The following is a 15,050-nucleotide window of genomic DNA, read 5'->3' as shown; positions in this document are numbered from 1 at the left end:
AGCACGCTATTGAACAGCCGGAATCGCACGACATTGGCCGGAAACCGGGCCTTGCCACCCGTCGGTATCAGGTGAGAGAGGCTCCCTGGGCGCCCACCGGCGCGTCCATCTTGCGAGACGACATGAAACGGATGCTCATCAACGCGACCCAGCCCGAAGAGCTGCGCGTCGCCCTGGTCGATGGACAACGCCTCTACGACCTGGACATCGAATCCGGTGCCCGGGAGCAGAAGAAAGCCAACATCTATCGCGGCAAGATCACCCGCGTGGAACCCTCCCTCGAAGCCGCCTTCGTCGACTTCGGTGCCGACCGCCACGGCTTCCTCCCCCTCAAGGAAATCTCCCGCGAGTACTTCGTCAAGGAGCCCTCGGGCCGCCCCAGCATCAAGGAAGTGCTCAAGGAAGGCCAGGAAGTCATCGTCCAGGTCGACAAGGAGGAGCGTGGCAACAAGGGCGCGGCCCTGACCACCTTCATCAGCCTGGCCGGGCGTTTCCTGGTGCTGATGCCGAACAACGCCCGCGCCGGCGGCATCTCCCGGCGCATCGAGGGCGAGGAACGCAGCCAGCTCAAGGAAGCCATGAGCCAGCTGACCGTGCCCGACAAGATGGGTCTGATCGTGCGCACCGCCGGCATCGGCCGCTCCACCGAGGAACTGCAGTGGGATCTCGACTACCTGGTGCAGGTCTGGGAGTCGATCACCGAGGAGGCCGGCAAGCGCCCCGCCCCCTTCCTGATCTACCGGGAATCCAACGTCATCATCCGCGCCATGCGCGACTACCTGCGCCAGGACATCGGCGAGGTGCTGATCGACAGCGAGCAGGTGCACCAGGAGGCCCTGGCCTTCATCCGCCAGGTGATGCCCTCCTACCAGCAGAAGATCAAGCGCTACGCCGACGAGGTACCGCTGTTCTCGCGCTTCCAGATCGAATCCCAGATCGAGACCGCCTACGAGCGCGAGGTCAAGCTGCCGTCCGGCGGATCCATCGTCATCGACCACACCGAGGCGCTGGTCTCCATCGACATCAACTCGGCCCGGGCCACCCGCGGCAGCGATATCGAGGAGACCGCGCTGCAGACCAACAGCGAGGCCGCCGACGAGATCGCCCGCCAGCTGCGCCTGCGCGATATCGGCGGCCTGGTGGTCATCGACTTCATCGACATGAGCCCGGCGCGCAACCAGCGCGAGGTCGAGAACCGCATGCGCGACGCCCTCAAGCTCGATCGCGCCCGGGTACAGATCGGCCGCATCTCGCGCTTCGGCCTGATGGAAATGTCCCGCCAGCGCCTGCGCCCCTCCCTGGGCGAGACCAGCGGCGTGGTCTGCCCCCGCTGCGACGGCCAGGGCACCATCCGCGACGTGCGCTCCCTCTCGCTGTCGGTCATGCGCCTCCTCGAGGAGGAGGCCATGAAGGAGCGCAGCGCCCAGATCCGCGCCATCCTGCCGGTGCCGGTGGCCACCTACCTGCTCAACGAGAAGCGCGGCGTGCTGGCCGAGATCGAGCGTCGCCAGGGCGTGCGGGTGGTGCTCTTGCCCAACCCGGACATGGACACCCCCCACTACGACGTGCAGCGCCTGCGTGACGACCATGTCGACGAGGAAGGCACGGCCAGCCTGTCCAGCTTCGAGCTGCCCACCGAGACCGAGATCGGCAAGGAGCCCGAGGCGGCCTTCGGCAAGCCGGTCAAGCGGGACGAGGCGGCGGTCAAGACAGTGGTCCATCACGAGCCGGCGCCCGCCTCGCTGCAGCAGGAGGCCCCCGCCAAGGTGACCGACGAGAAACCGGCCGCGGCCGCGAAACCGGCCCCAGCGCCCCGCCCTGCCCCGGCCGCCCCGGCCACCCGGGAAGGCGTGCTGGGCCGCCTGGTGAAGGGCTTCACCCGCCTGCTCGGCGGCGAGGAGGCCAGCGGGCCGTCGGCGGCCCAGCCGACCGCCCCGCGCCAGGACGAAGAGCGCAAGGCCCGCGATGCCCGCCCGTCCGGCGGCGCCCGGGAGCGTGACGACAAGGCACCCGGCGGCAACGGCCGCCAGCGGCAGCGTCGAGGCCAGCGCAGCGAGGGGAGCCGCGACGACAGCCGGGCGCCCAAGGGACGCCAGGTTGCCGAGGACAAGCCGGACCTGGCGGAGAGCCAGGGCCGCGGTAACCGCGGAGGCCGGGGTCGTCGCCAGGATGACACCCGCAGGCCCCAGGATGCCCGCAAGCCCCAGGAGGCTCGCAAGGGGCAGGATGGCCGGGGCAAGCCCCAGGACACCCGCAAGCCCCAGGACACCTCCGGGCAGCGCGTCAAGGCCGATACCTCGGCCCCCCAGAAGGCCGAGGCACCGGCAGAGGCCGCCAGTGCGGATGCCAAGCCCAAGCGCACGCGCAACAACCCGCGTCAGCGGAGCCGCCAGCATGCGCTGAACCCTCAGGCCGAAGCCGAGCAACAGCGCCTGCAGGCCGAGGCCGCCCAAGCCGCGACCGGCGAGGCCCCGGCGGAGACCGGACAGAAGCCCGAGACCGAGCCGCAGCCCCAGGCGGAAGCCAAGGCCGAGAAGCCCGCGCCCCAGGCCGAAGCCAGGCCGGCGGCCAAGGCCGAGAAGCCCGAGCCCCAGGCCGAAAAGCCCGAACCCAAGGCCGAAGCCAAGCCGGCGGCCAAGGCCGAAAAGCCCGAGCCCCAGGCCGAAGCCAGGCCGGAGGCCAAGGCCGAGAAGCCCGAAGCCAAGCCGGAGCCCAAGGCCGAGAAGCCCGAGCCCCAGGCGGAAGCCAGGCCGCAGCCCCAGGCCGAGAAGCCCGAGCCCCAGGCGGAAGCCAGGCCCCAGGCCGAGAAGCCCGCGCCCCAGGCAGAAGCCAAGCTGGCGGCTCAGGCCAAGCCGCAGCCCCGGGCCGAGAAGCCTGAGCCCAAGGCGGGAGCCAAGCCGGAGGCCAAGGCCGAAAAGCCCGAGCCCCAGGCCGAAGCCAGGCCGGAAGCCAAGGCCGAGAAACCCGAGCCCAAGGCCGAAGCCAAGCCGGAGGCCAAGGCCGAAAAACCCGAGCCCCAGGCGGAAGCCAAGCCGGAGGCTCAGACCAAGCCGCAGCCCCAGGCCGAGAAGCCCGAGTCCCAGGCCGAAGCCAAGCCAGAGGCTCAGGCCAAGCCGCAGCCCCAGGCCGAGAAGCCCGAGTCCCAGGCCGAAGCCAAGCCGGCGGCTCAGGCCAAGCCACAGCCCCAGGCCGAGAAGCCCGAGTCCCAGGCCGAAGCCAAGGCCGAGAAGCCCAAGGCCGAAGCCAAGCCGGAGGCCAAGGCCGAGAAACCCGAGCCCAAGGCCGAAGCCAAGCCGGGGGCTCAGGCCAAGCCGCAGTCCCAGGCGGAAGCCAAGCCCGAGCCGCAAGACGCGGCCTCAAGCGAGGAAAAGGCGGCCGCGCGTCGTCGCCGGCGCCGTGCCCATAACGACCCGCGGGAGATCCGCCGGCGCGAGCAGGAGGCGAAACGCCAGGAGGGCAACAAGGGCTGATCGCGGCCCTGCCCGGTGATGGCAAACGCCCGTGGCCTTGGCCACGGGCGTTTTTCGTTACAGGGAGGCGTTGTCGGATCGGGGCCGTCGGCGGGCCCGAGGAGAATGGCGCTAGACGGCGCGAGCCTCGGCGAGGCGCGGCTCACGCTCGAGCGCGATACCGAAGCGACCCTGCACCTCGGCGGCCACGGCGTCGGCAAAGCGCAGCAGCTCCTCGGCACTGCCCCCGCCATGATGCACCAGGACCAGCGCCTGACGGTCGTGGACCCCGAAGTGTCCCCGACGCCAGCCCTTGAGGCCGCAGCGGTCGATCAACCAGCCGGCAGCGAGCTTGACCCGCCCCCCCGGCTGGGGAAAGTGCGGCAGGTCGGGGTGGGCCTGCAGCAGACGCTCGGCCGCGGCCGACGACACCACCGGGTTCTTGAAGAAGCTGCCGGCATTGCCCAGCATGGCGGGATCGGGCAGCTTCTCGCGGCGCACGGCGCAGACCGCTTCGGCCACCTCGAGGGGCGTCGGCGCGGCACCGACCCGGCTCGCCAGGTCGCCGTATGCCAGGCGGGGAGCCGCTCGACGCGACAGGCGCATGACCAGCCGGGTGATCACCACCCGACCCGCCAGGCCCCCCTTGAAGACGCTGTCACGATAGCCGAACGCACAGTCCTCGGGGGCCAGGATGGCCTCGCGGCCGTCATCGAGATGCACCAGGTGCACGGCCTCGAGGACGTCGCAGAGCTCCACGCCATAGGCGCCGATGTTCTGGATCGGTGCCGCGCCGCAATGCCCCGGGATCAGCGCCAGGTTCTCCAGGCCCCAGAGGCCGCGTCGCGCCAGGGACATGACCAGCTCGTGCCAGACCACGCCGGCCTCGGCATGCACCCTGACCCCGTCGCCGCCGTTGTCCTCGAGCCACCACTCGGCCATGGCGGGACGCAGCACCAGGCCGGGGAGGCGTGCGGGAAGGATCAGGTTGCTGCCGCCGCCGAGCAGCAGGGTCGGCCAGGCGCGGGCCCGGGCCGTGTCCAGCGACTCGCGCAGCTGGGGCAGGGTCCGCGGCGCCGCGACACGCTCGGCGACACAGGGCAGCCCCAGGGTATTGGCCCCGGCGAGATCGACCTCGTGCTGCAGCGCGTGATTCAAGAGCCGGCCTCCAGGCGCCGGCGCACCGCCGCCACCAGGCCCAGGGACGCCGCCTCCACCAGGTCCAGCACCTCCTCGAAGCCCTGGTCGCCGCCATAGTAGGGGTCGGGGACCGCACGGCCCTGAAGGCCAGCGAAGTCCAGGAAAAGCCCCATATGGGCCTCGCTACCGGCGGGACGCTGCGCCTCCAGGGCCGCGAGGTTGTCCTGGTCCATGGCCAGCAGGTAGTCGAAGCGTGCGAAGTCGTCCGCCGCCAGCTGGCGGGCCCGCAGGGCGGAGAGGTCGAGGCCGCGTTCGGCGGCCGCCAGCCGGGCGCGGGGATCCGGTGCCTTGCCCACGTGCCAGGGACCGATGCCGCAGGAGTCGACCTCGACGCGTGCGGCGAGGCCCGCCTCGTCGAGGTGGCGCCGGAACATGGCCTCTGCGGTGGGCGACCGGCAGATGTTGCCGAGACAGACGAAGAGCACGCGCATCACCGACCTCCCCCGGCGGCCCGCACCGCCTCGCGAACCCGCTCCAGGTCCTCGGCGGTATCGACGCCTGCCGGATGCGGCTGGCTCGCCAGGGCGACCTGGATGGCATGGCCATGGTGCAGGGCGCGCAGCTGCTCGAGCTGCTCGAGCCGCTCCAGGGGGGATGGCGACCAGTCCCGGTACTCGGCGAGGAAGCCGACGCGATAGGCATAGAGGCCGATATGGCGCAGCCAGGCATCGGTCTCGAGCCACTCGGGCCGGGAGGCGAAGGCATCGCGGTCCCAGGGGATGGGCGCCCGGGAGAAGTACAGCGCGCGTCCCGACAGGGCCCGGACCACCTTCACCGCATTGGCGTTGAAGAGCGTCTCGACGTCGCCGATGGGCTCCGCCAGGGTGGCGATCGAGGCACCGGGATCGGCGAACAGGCGGCTCGCCACCTGGTCGATCAACGCCGGTGGCAGCAGCGGCTCGTCGCCCTGCACATTGACCACCACCGCCTCGTCCGCCAGCCCCAGCCGCTCGGCCACCTCGGCCAGGCGGTCGGTCCCCGAGGGGTGGTCGTCGCGCGTCATCACCACCTCGGCACCATAGCCGGCCATCGCCTCGCGGATGCGCGCGTCGTCGGTGGCCACCACGACCCGGCCGGCGGCACTGGCCTGCGCCTGGCGCCAGACATGGGCGACCATCGGCTCACCGGCGATCTCGAGCAGCGGCTTGCCCGGCAGCCGCGTGGAGGCGAAACGTGCCGGGATCACGGCGATGAAATCCTGCATGGGTCCTCCTCAGGCCTCGCCGTCGCGACCGGCCGACGGCCGCAGTTTCTCGTCCACGTCCAGCGCCCGGGCATCTTCCGGCAGCATCACCGGGATGCCGTCGCGCACCGGGTAGGCCAGGCCGTCGAAGCGACAGATCAGCTCCTCGGCCTCGCGGTCGTACTTCAGCTTGCCCTTGCACAGCGGGCAGACCAGCATCGCCAGCAGTTCCTTGTCCATGTGTCACGCCTCCGTGATCAGAGTCGGCGCCGCCGGTACGGCAGGCGCCCGGATGGTCATAGCGCCGCCAGGCGCGTGTCGAGCCACTCGACGAAGCCCGGCGCGGGGGCCGCCTCGACCTCGAGGACCCAGGTGCCGGGTCCGGCCAGGTCGCGGCACTTGACCGCGTCCTTGGCGGTCATCACCACCGGCAGGTCATCGCCGAACGCCAGGTCCGCGGCCGTGAAGCGGTGGTGGTCGCCGAAGGGATGGGGACGCACCGCGAGTCCCAGCCCGCGCAGGGTGGCGAAGAAGCGTGCCGGTCGGCCGATGCCCGCCACGGCATGCACCTCGCCGGCGAAGGGCGGCGGCGCGGCCGCTCGCCGCTCGCCGCCGGCCAGCGGCCGCCAGGCGGTCGGCGCCAGAGTCATGGCGTGGCCACTGGCGGGCAGCGGACGACGAAGCTCGCCGTTGATCATCACCGCATCCACCGAGGCGAGTCGCCCCGCCGGCTCGCGGAGCGGCCCGGCCGGCAGGCAGCGCCCGTTGCCGAGCCCCCGATGGCCGTCCACCACCAGGATCTCCAGGTCGCGCCCCAGCCCGAGATGCTGCAGGCCATCGTCGCTGAGCAGGATATCGCAGCCCTCCTCCAGCAGCCGCCGCGCCCCCCGCGGGCGATCCGGATCCACCACCACCGGCACGCCGGTCTGGTCGGCCAGCATGCGCGGCTCGTCGCCACAGGCCGCGGCCGGAGTCTCGTCGATCAGGCACAGCGGATAGTGCGCCGCACGACCGCCATAGCCCCGCGACAGGATGCCGGGCGACCAGCCCCGCTCTCGCAGGTGACGGGCCAGCCAGGCCACCAGCGGCGACTTGCCGGTGCCGCCGAGGGTGATGTTGCCGACCACCACCACCGGCACCGGCGCCCGCCAGACCTCCCGCCGCCCCTCGGCATAGGCCCGGGCCCGACGCTCGACGGCCAGCCGATAGAGCGCCTCCAGCGGCCGCAGGGCCCGAAGCCAGGGCGAGCCGGCATAGGCCGCCCGGAGCCAGCGCTCGCCGAGCCCCGCGCTCATGCCGGCTGGGGATCCTGGAACTGCAGGCGATGCAGGGCCGCATAGGCGCCATCGCGGGCCAGCAGCTCGGCATGGGAGCCCTGCTCGACGATCTCGCCGCCCTCCATGACCAGGATGCGGTCGGCCCGCTCGATGGTGGAGAGCCGGTGGGCGATGACGAAGGTGGTGCGGTTCCGACAGACTTCCTCGAGGGCCGCCTGGATATGCCGCTCGGACTCGGTGTCCAGGGCCGAGGTGGCCTCGTCGAGCACCAGCAGCGGCGCGTCCTTGAAGATCGCCCGGGCGATAGCCAGTCGCTGGCGCTGGCCGCCGGAGAGCATCACGCCGTTCTCCCCCACCACGGTGTCGTAGCCCTTGGGCAGCCGTTCGATGAACTCGTGGGCGTGGGCGGCCCGCGCCGCGGCCTCGATGGCCTGCGGCGAGGCGTCATCCACCCCGTAGGCGATGTTGGCGGCGATGCTGGCATTGAACAGGGTCACCTGCTGGGACACCAGGGCGATCCGCCGGCGCAGCGGATGCAGGCGGTAGTCCTCGAGGGACACCCCATCGACCAGGACCCGGCCGGCGGTCGGCCGATAGAACCGCGGCAGCAGGCCCATCAGGGTCGACTTGCCGCTGCCGGAGCGGCCGACGATGGCGACCATCTCGCCGGGCGCCACCTCCAGCTCGATGCCCTTGAGCACCTCCGGCTGGTCCTCGCCGTAGGCGAAGCGCACGCCCTCGAACCGCACCCGGCCCTCGAGACGCCCCGGCTCCACGGTGCCCCGATCCTCCTCGGGCGGCTGCTCCAGCAGCCCGAACAGCTCGCCGGCGGCGGCGATGCCCTTCTGGATGGTGGCGTTGATCTCGGTGAGCTGGCGGACCGGCTTGGCCATCAGCGCTGCGGCGGTGATGAAGGCGACGAACTCCCCGGGGGTCATGTCCGCCATCAGCGCCGGCGACATGGCCAGCCACACCAGCAGCGCCAGCGACAACGCCACCAGCAGCTGGATCACCGGGGTGCTGGTGGCCTTGGTCAGGGCCTCCTTCATGCTCTGGCGACGATTGATCTCGCTGGCCCGGGCGAAGCGGGCCTTCTCGAAGGCCTCGGCGCCGTGGGTGCGCACCACCCGATAGCCGGACAGCGCCTCGGAGGCCACATGGGTGACCTCGCCCATGGAGCGCTGGATGCGTCGGGAGATGCGCCGGAAACGCTTGCTGGCGTAGCTGACCACGCCGCCGATCAGCGGGGTCACGGCCAGGAACAGCAGGGTCAGCATCCAGTTGGTCCACAACAGGTAGGCGACCAGGCCGACCACGAAGAGCCCCTCGCGCAGGAGGATGGTGATGGCCTTGGTGGCGGCGCCGGTGACCTGCTCCACGTGGTAGGTGACCCGGGAGATCAAATGGCCCGAGGAGTGCGCGTCGAAGAAGCGCCCCGGCAGGTGCAGCATGTGATTGAAGACGTCGCAGCGCAGGGCGTGGACCAGGTTGCGGGCCACGTTGCTCATGAAGTAGGTGCCGAGGAAGGTGCCCAGGCCCCGGGCGGCGAACATGCCGACCACGAACAGCGGCAGCATCATCCGGAAGCTCGCGTCGGGATTCTGGATGCCGTCGATCAGGCGCTTCATCATCTCGGCCAGGGCGGTGCTCGAGGCGGCGTAGATGACGTAGCCGACGATGGCCAGGGCGAACGCCTTCCAGTGGGGCCTGACGTAGCCCAGCAGGCGCTTGTAGAGGGTCCAGCCGGAGTGTTCGATCACGGTGTCTCCGCTTCAGTGGATGTCGCCTCGGCGGTGGCGATGCGGACCTGCCGGATGCCCAGGGCCCCGGCCCGGTCGAGGACGCGCACCACCGCGGCATGGGCGGCACGGCCATCGGCTTCCACCACCAGGCCCTGCTCCCGGGCGCGTTCGGCCTCGGCGGCCAGCGCCGAGGCCAACTCGCCAGGCGCCAGGTCACGCTCGCCCAGCCGGTAGTCGCCGCTGGCGGTGACCACCACGGTGACCGGCGAGACCTCCGCGGCCACCCCGGTCTCGCTCTCGGGCAGCTCGAGCTCCAGCGCCTGGCGAGTCTCGAAGGTGGTCGAGACCATGAAGAAGATCAGCAGCAGGAAGACCACATCGATCAGCGGGGTGAGGTTCACCTCCACCGGCTCGCGTCGCGTGCGGGGGACCCTCATGAGGGCTTCACCCGCGGCGCACGGCGCCCGTCGGCCTCCTGCCGATCGTCCTCCTCCTGGGGCTCATGGCGCTCCGCCAGGGTCAGGTCCCCCGGGTAATGCGCCAGGAACTCCACCACCTGCCCGGCCTGCTCCTCGATGCGCACGGTGATGTCCTCCACGCGACGCTGGAAGTAGCGATGGAACATCAGGGCGGGAATCGCCACGGTCAGGCCGGCGGCGGTGGTCACCAGGGCCTGGGAGATACCGCCGGCCAGGTCGGCGGTGCGCTCGACGCCGTCGCTGGCGACGATCACCGCGAACACCTCGATCATGCCCACCACCGTGCCCAGCAGGCCGATCAGCGGCGTGATCGAGGCGATGGTCCCGAGCGGACTCAGGAAGCGTTCCATGTCGTGCACCACCGCGGTGGCCGCCTCCTGGAGACGCGCCCTCACCTGCTCGTGGCCCAGGCGGGCATTGCGCAGGCCGGCCGCCAGCACGCCGCCCAGGGGCGAATGGCTCTCCAGCCAGTAGAGGTTGACCTGGCCCCGGTCCACCAGCGCGCAGACTTCCTGGCCGAGCCCCTGCGGGGCGATACGCGCCGCCCTCAGGGTCCACAGACGCTCGATGACGATCACCACCGCCACGACCGAACATCCCAGCAACGGCAGCATCAGCCAGCCCCCGGCGATCAGGGCCTCCATCATGTTCATATGGCGGTCACCTCCCTCGAGCCCTCACCGGCGAATCTCCGGCATCGATGGGGGCGATTCTACCGCAAGGCAGCCGCCTCCGACACCGCCGCGGTGCCCGGTGGGCGGCCTCTCGGCCCCCACCACCAGGCCCTCCCGGCGGCCCAGGTGCAGGGTCACCGCCCCGTCCCGGGCCGTGTTCCACAGGCAGCTGCCCGCCCGCCGGAAACGGCGGACCACCACCGGGTCGGGGTGGCCGAAGGGGTTGTCCCGGGCGGCACTGAAGATCACCTGGCGCGGCGACACCCGGCGCACGAAGCCCGCCCCGGAGCTGGTGCGGCTGCCATGGTGGCCGGCCACCAGCACCGTCACGGGGCCGTCCAGGGCGGGCAACAGGCTGCGCTCCACCCGTCGCCCGGCATCGCCGGTGATCAGCAGGCGGTGGGGGCCGGCCGTGACCAGCAGCACGCAGGAGCGGTCGTTGTCCGACAGACCCGCGACCGCCTCGGGGGGCCAGAGCACCCGGAACGCCACGCCGTCGCGCCGCCAGCGGCGCCCCGCGGTGCAAGGCGTCGTCGCGACCGGATGGGGATGCCCGACCGGCGCCAGGTAGCGGTCGACGCGGTGGTCGGCGATCAGGCCGGGGAGGCCACCGGCGTGGTCCCGGTCGGAGTGGCCGATGATGACATCGTCGAAGTGCTGACCCGGCGGCCACAGCGAGGACAGCGGCATGAAGCCGGAGCCGAAGCGCGGCCCGGTGTCGACCAGCGCCCGATAGCCGGCGGTGCGCAGGCTCACCAGCTGGCCCTGGCCGACATCGTGGATGCGCACCCACAGCGTGCCGGGCGCCGGCAGCGGCGTCACCAGCCACAGCGGCAGGGTCGCCAGCAGGCCACTGCCGACCAGGCGCAGGCGCCGGTCCAGCCCGGGCAGGGCCCAGAGCAGGCTGAGCAACCCCAGGCCGAGGGCCAGGGGCAGGATCCAGGCGGCCGGCGGATGCCACAGCGGCAGGAGCTCGACGGCCCATGACAGGGCCATGGCCAGGCCCGCCGCCAGCTTCGCGAACAGCCACCAGCAGGCATCCCCCAGGGGCGGCACCCAGGCCAGCAGCCAGCCGGCGAGACCCAGCGGCACCATCAGGCTGCCGACCAGTGGCACGGCGAACAGATTGACCAGGGGGCCGGCCGGGGCCAGACGACCGAAGGCCAGCAGCACCGCCGCCGCCATCAGCGGCGCCAGCAGCAGCTGGGTGCGTCCCAGCGCCCATAGCCAGCCCCGCCAGCCACGTGGACGCGCTCGCCCCTGCCAGACGAGGATCAGCAGCGCCACCGCGGCGAACGACAGCCAGAGCCCGGGCCGCCAGATCGACAGCGGATCGAACCCCACCACCAGGCCGAGTGCCAGCCACCAGGCCTGCCAGGGTCCCGGCGCATGGCGTCCGCTGGCCACCCAGAGCCCCAGCAGGGTCATGATCATGGCACGCAGCGCGGGGGGCTCGAGACCGGCGAGACCGGCGTAGCCCACCGCCGCGGCTGCGGCGAGCCACCAGGGCCAGACGGCCATGCGCCAGCCAGACGGCGCCAGGCACCAGGCCAGGGCACGACCCAGCCACAACGCGAAGCCGGCCACGAGCCCCACGTGGAGCCCCGAGATCACCATCAGGTGGGTGGTGCCGCTGGCATTAAGCAGGTCCCAGTCCGCCGCCTCCAGGCGCTGGCTGGCGCCCAGCGTCAGGGCCGCCAGCCAGCGGGCCGGACGCGCTGGCAGGTCGTGGTCGTCGAGCCAGGTGAGGGCCCGCTGCCGCCAGGAGGGAGACGCCGGTGCGAGTCGTCGGGGCGGTGGATCCTGGCGCACGTAGCCGGTGGCCTGGATGCCTTCCCGCCACAGCCAGGCCCGGTAGTCGAAGGCGCCCGGGTTGGCGAACCCGCTCGGCGGTCGCAGGCGCACGACCAGCCGCCAGGTCGCGCCCGCCCGGAAGGCGCTGCCCGGCGGGAGGGTCCCCGCGAAGGCGCTGAGCCGGACCCGCGACAGGCCGCTGCAGGCCGGCAAGCCGGTCGCCAGGGGACGGCAGTCGCTGACCGCCAGGTCCAGGCGCCACTGGCGCGCCTCCCGGGAGGCGGCCAGCAGCCGTCCCTCGAGCCGCAGCTCCTGACGACTCAGCCCCGGGGCCAGTTCCCCGCCACGCACCACCAGGAGCTGGGCGGCCACCGTCAGCATGACCAGGACCAGCAGCGCCTCCCGGGCGCGCCGGCCGGCCGCCAGGCCCAGCAGTGCCAGGCCCAGCGCCTGGAGCAGCGCCGTCGAGGCGAGGTGGCCCGTGAGTCCGCCCCCCAGGGCGGCGCAGGCCAGGGGCATGGCCAGTCCGCATCGCATCGCATCGTCCCTGATCGGCGCCATGGCACGTCCTCGTTGACGCACGGCATGGCGAGGCAGTCGGCTTGTATGGATAATAGCCCGGGTATCGAAGTCGCGAGCCCGCTCCCATGCCGCGCCGAGTCCTGCAGCGCTACCTGCCCCACCCCGAGACCCTCAGGCGCCAGCGCTCCCTGCGCTTCCTGCGGCACCTGATCGGCAACCCGTCGCTGTGGATGCTGTCCCGGCGCAGCGTGGCCAATGCCTTCTTCGTGGGCCTGTTCAGCGCCCTGCTGCCGATCCCCTTCCAGATGGCGGTGGCCGCCCTGGGCGCCTGGGGCCTGCGCTGCAACCTGCCGCTCTCGGTGGGCCTGGTGTGGATCACCAACCCGCTGACCATGCCACTGATCTTCTACGGCAATTACCGCCTCGGCGCCTGGGTGCTGGACCTTCCCGTCCGCGAGGCCCCCGACCGCCTGTCCACCCACTGGATCGCCGAACAGATGCTCGACATCCTCCCGGCCCTGGCGCTGGGATCGCTGATGGCCGCGGTGCTGGCGGGGCTGGCGGGAAGCCTGGTGATCCGGCTGATCTGGCGCTGGCAGGTGGCGCGCAGCTGGAAGCGCCGCGCCCTGCGCCGCCGCCGCTGCCAGGCCGACGAACGCGCCTGAGCGCCGGGCCCGCCGGCAGCGGGGCCCGGCCGGGGAATCAGCCCGGGTCGGACTGGGGGGAGAGGCGACCGCCGTCCAGGCGCATCACGCGGTCCTGGTGGGCGGCCAGGGCGGGGTCGTGGGTGACGATGACGAAGGCACAGGCGGCGCTGTCGGCCAGCTCGTCCATCAGCGCCAGGATGCTGGCGGCGGTGGCCTGGTCGAGGTTGCCGGTGGGCTCGTCCATCAGCACCAGGCTGGGGTCGGTGACCAGCGCCCGGGCGATGGCCACCCGCTGGCGCTCGCCGCCGGAGAGCTCGCCGGGCTTGTGATCGGCCCGGTCTTCCATGCCCACCCGGGCCAGCAGTTGCAGGGCCCGGGCCTCGGCGACCTTCTTGCGCTGCCCGCGCACGATCAGCGGCAGGGCCGCATTCTCCAGGGCGGTGAACTCCGCCAGCAGGTGGTGGAACTGGTAGACGAAACCGATATGGCGGTTGCGGAAGCGCCCCAGGTCGGCATCGCCCATGGCCAGCAACGACTGGTCGGCGATGCGCACCTCGCCATGGCTGGGCCGGTCGAGCCCGCCCAGCAGGTTGAGCAGGGTAGTCTTGCCGGAACCGGAGCTGCCGACCACGGCCACGCGCTCGCCGGCCCGCACGCTCAGCTCGAGCTCGTCGAGCACGGTGAGATCCCGGGGCCCTTCCCGATAGATGCGGGTCAGGCCGCGACACTCCAGCATCACCTCACCCTGCACCGGCTGCCGGTCGAGGGTCCGGGTCATGGCGGTATCATTCATAGCGCAGCACCTCGGCAGGCTGGACCCGGGCCGCACGCCAGGCCGGGTAGAGGGTCGACAGGAAGGTCAGCACGAAGGCCGCGGCGATGATGTTGCCCACATCCGACCACAGCAGCTGGGAAGGCAGCTCGCTGATGAAGTAGACCCCGGCATCGAGGAAGCTGATGCCCAGCGTCGACTCGAGGAAGCCGATGAGGTCGGCAATGGTCAGCGCCAGCAGCACCCCGAGGCCCACGCCCATCAGGATGCCGATCACGCCGATGGCCAGCCCCTGGACCATGAAGATCCCCATGATCGAGCGGGGCGTGGCACCGATGGTGCGCAGGATGGCGATGTCGGCGTGCTTGTCGGTGACCACCATCACCAGGGTCGAGACGATGTTGAAGGCCGCCACGGCGATGATCACGGTGAGCAGCAGCGCGATCATGCGCTTCTCCATCTGGATGGCCTGGAAGAGGTTGCCACGGGTGTAGGTCCAGTCCAGGCCCCGGTACCCCGGCCCCAGGTCGTCGATGATCGCCCGGGTCACGCCGCCGGCCTGGAAGAGGTCGTCCAGCTCCAGGCGCAGGCCGCCCACGGCGTCGCCCATGCGCGCCAGGGTCTGCATGTCCTCGATGTTGGCGTAGGCCAGGCTCGCATCCAGGTCCGCGCCGACGCTGAAGATGCCGCTCACGGTGAAGCGCTTGAGACGGGGAAAGACGCCGGCGGGGGTGATCGAGGCCTCGGGCACCAGCAGGGTCACGCGGTCGCCCACGCCGACCCCGAGCTGGCGCGCCAGCAGCGAGCCGAGCACGATGTTCCACTCCCCCGGGGCCAGCTCATCGAGGCTGCCCCGGCGCATGTGCTCGTCGATGATCGACACCCGGCTCTCCCATTCGGGCTCGATGCCGTTGACCATGGCCCCCTGGTTGCGACCGCCCACCGAGAACATGCCCTGCTGCTGGATGTAGGGCGCGGCCCCGATGACATGCTCGCGCTGCGTCAGCCGCTCGGCCAGGGGTTGCCAGTCGGTCAGCCCGGAAGGCACCTCGATGCGGGTGTGGGGGACCATGCCCAGCACCCGGGTGCGCAGCTCGCGATCGAAGCCGTTCATCACGGACAGCACCAGGATCAGCACGGCCACGCCCAGGGTCAGCCCCAGCATGGAGGTCAGGGAGATGAAGGAGATGAAGTGGTTGCGACGCTTGGCGCGCACGTAGCGCAACCCGATCAGGAAAGGCAGACGGTCCAGCATATGAGCGTTCCTTGTCGGCGGGCGCTCATGGTACGGTTTTTTTCCAGGCACTGCAT

Annotated in this window: 13 protein-coding genes; 2 read left to right on the top strand and 11 right to left on the bottom strand. The window is 71.6% G+C overall.

The window, feature by feature from the left end:
- The first annotated feature begins 122 nt into the window (after nucleotides 1–122).
- Nucleotides 123–3,470, top strand: a complete 3,348-nt coding sequence (gene rne, locus FHR97_RS12195; protein ID WP_183384084.1) for a ribonuclease E — start codon at nucleotides 123–125, stop codon at nucleotides 3,468–3,470.
- A gap of 111 nt (nucleotides 3,471–3,581) precedes the next feature.
- Here the strand turns inward: rne and murB are convergent, their stop codons facing one another.
- From murB to FHR97_RS12150, 9 genes are read right to left on the bottom strand one after another with little or no spacing between them, the layout of a single operon-like run.
- The gene (gene murB, locus FHR97_RS12190; RefSeq protein ID WP_183384083.1) at nucleotides 3,582–4,607 is read right to left on the bottom strand and encodes a UDP-N-acetylmuramate dehydrogenase; all 1,026 of its coding nucleotides are present in this window, start codon (nucleotides 4,605–4,607) and stop codon (nucleotides 3,582–3,584) included.
- A complete protein-coding gene (locus tag FHR97_RS12185) occupies nucleotides 4,604–5,080 on the bottom strand; it encodes a low molecular weight protein-tyrosine-phosphatase (RefSeq protein ID WP_183384082.1) in 477 nt (158 codons plus the stop codon). The genes murB and FHR97_RS12185 overlap by 4 nt, the downstream gene beginning before the upstream one ends.
- Nucleotides 5,080–5,853 carry a 3-deoxy-manno-octulosonate cytidylyltransferase gene (gene kdsB, locus FHR97_RS12180; protein WP_183384081.1) on the bottom strand — a complete coding sequence of 258 codons (774 nt, stop codon included), beginning with the start codon at nucleotides 5,851–5,853 and terminating at the stop codon, nucleotides 5,080–5,082. Before kdsB ends, FHR97_RS12185 begins: the two co-directional genes overlap by 1 nt.
- A gap of 9 nt (nucleotides 5,854–5,862) precedes the next feature.
- Nucleotides 5,863–6,072: a Trm112 family protein gene (locus tag FHR97_RS12175; protein WP_183384080.1), complete on the bottom strand. Its 210-nt coding sequence runs from the start codon at nucleotides 6,070–6,072 to the stop codon at nucleotides 5,863–5,865.
- 56 nt (nucleotides 6,073–6,128) lie between these two features.
- Entirely contained in the window at nucleotides 6,129–7,127 is a 999-nt protein-coding gene (lpxK, locus tag FHR97_RS12170) for a tetraacyldisaccharide 4'-kinase (RefSeq protein ID WP_183384079.1), read from the bottom strand.
- Complete coding sequence (gene msbA / locus FHR97_RS12165) at nucleotides 7,124–8,866, bottom strand: lipid A export permease/ATP-binding protein MsbA (RefSeq protein ID WP_183384146.1); 1,743 nt, start codon at nucleotides 8,864–8,866, stop codon at nucleotides 7,124–7,126. The genes lpxK and msbA overlap by 4 nt, the downstream gene beginning before the upstream one ends.
- Entirely contained in the window at nucleotides 8,866–9,288 is a 423-nt protein-coding gene (locus tag FHR97_RS12160) for an ExbD/TolR family protein (RefSeq protein WP_183384078.1), read from the bottom strand. The genes msbA and FHR97_RS12160 overlap by 1 nt, the downstream gene beginning before the upstream one ends.
- Complete coding sequence (locus FHR97_RS12155) at nucleotides 9,285–9,983, bottom strand: MotA/TolQ/ExbB proton channel family protein (protein WP_183384077.1); 699 nt, start codon at nucleotides 9,981–9,983, stop codon at nucleotides 9,285–9,287. The genes FHR97_RS12160 and FHR97_RS12155 overlap by 4 nt, the downstream gene beginning before the upstream one ends.
- A gap of 24 nt (nucleotides 9,984–10,007) precedes the next feature.
- A complete protein-coding gene (locus tag FHR97_RS12150) occupies nucleotides 10,008–12,359 on the bottom strand; it encodes a DNA internalization-related competence protein ComEC/Rec2 (RefSeq protein ID WP_246403983.1) in 2,352 nt (783 codons plus the stop codon).
- Nucleotides 12,360–12,445: 86 nt separating this feature from the next.
- On the opposite strand from FHR97_RS12150, the gene FHR97_RS12145 reads away from it, so the two are divergent.
- Nucleotides 12,446–12,985 (top strand): DUF2062 domain-containing protein, encoded by a 540-nt coding sequence (locus FHR97_RS12145; protein ID WP_183384076.1) that lies wholly within the window; start codon nucleotides 12,446–12,448, stop codon nucleotides 12,983–12,985.
- A 37-nt stretch (nucleotides 12,986–13,022) separates the two neighbouring features.
- On the opposite strand, the gene FHR97_RS12140 is transcribed toward FHR97_RS12145, so the two are convergent.
- Complete coding sequence (locus tag FHR97_RS12140; protein WP_183384075.1) at nucleotides 13,023–13,760, bottom strand: ABC transporter ATP-binding protein; 738 nt, start codon at nucleotides 13,758–13,760, stop codon at nucleotides 13,023–13,025.
- Entirely contained in the window at nucleotides 13,753–14,994 is a 1,242-nt protein-coding gene (locus tag FHR97_RS12135; RefSeq protein WP_183384074.1) for a lipoprotein-releasing ABC transporter permease subunit, read from the bottom strand. The genes FHR97_RS12140 and FHR97_RS12135 overlap by 8 nt, the downstream gene beginning before the upstream one ends.
- Between the last annotated feature and the right edge of the window lie 56 nt (nucleotides 14,995–15,050).

The sequence above is a fragment of the Halomonas stenophila genome (assembly GCF_014192275.1).
GTDB classification, from domain to species: domain Bacteria; phylum Pseudomonadota; class Gammaproteobacteria; order Pseudomonadales; family Halomonadaceae; genus Halomonas; species Halomonas stenophila.
Note: the sequence above shows the minus strand (reverse complement) of the source record. Positions and strands in the feature narration are given on the sequence as shown.

What these genes read in the sequence shown, in the direction of transcription:
- rne (WP_183384084.1), top strand. Translation starts at nt 123, where the DNA reads ATGAAACGGATGCTCATCAACGCGACCCAGCCCGAAGAGCTGCGCGTC.
- FHR97_RS12185 (WP_183384082.1), bottom strand. Translation starts at nt 5,080, where the DNA reads ATGCGCGTGCTCTTCGTCTGTCTCGGCAACATCTGCCGGTCGCCCACC.
- kdsB (WP_183384081.1), bottom strand. Translation starts at nt 5,853, where the DNA reads ATGCAGGATTTCATCGCCGTGATCCCGGCACGTTTCGCCTCCACGCGG.
- FHR97_RS12175 (WP_183384080.1), bottom strand. Translation starts at nt 6,072, where the DNA reads ATGGACAAGGAACTGCTGGCGATGCTGGTCTGCCCGCTGTGCAAGGGC.
- lpxK (WP_183384079.1), bottom strand. Translation starts at nt 7,127, where the DNA reads ATGAGCGCGGGGCTCGGCGAGCGCTGGCTCCGGGCGGCCTATGCCGGC.
- FHR97_RS12160 (WP_183384078.1), bottom strand. Translation starts at nt 9,288, where the DNA reads ATGAGGGTCCCCCGCACGCGACGCGAGCCGGTGGAGGTGAACCTCACC.
- FHR97_RS12155 (WP_183384077.1), bottom strand. Translation starts at nt 9,983, where the DNA reads ATGAACATGATGGAGGCCCTGATCGCCGGGGGCTGGCTGATGCTGCCG.
- FHR97_RS12150 (WP_246403983.1), bottom strand. Translation starts at nt 12,359, where the DNA reads ATGGCGCCGATCAGGGACGATGCGATGCGATGCGGACTGGCCATGCCC.
- FHR97_RS12145 (WP_183384076.1), top strand. Translation starts at nt 12,446, where the DNA reads ATGCCGCGCCGAGTCCTGCAGCGCTACCTGCCCCACCCCGAGACCCTC.
- FHR97_RS12140 (WP_183384075.1), bottom strand. Translation starts at nt 13,760, where the DNA reads ATGAATGATACCGCCATGACCCGGACCCTCGACCGGCAGCCGGTGCAG.
- FHR97_RS12135 (WP_183384074.1), bottom strand. Translation starts at nt 14,994, where the DNA reads ATGCTGGACCGTCTGCCTTTCCTGATCGGGTTGCGCTACGTGCGCGCC.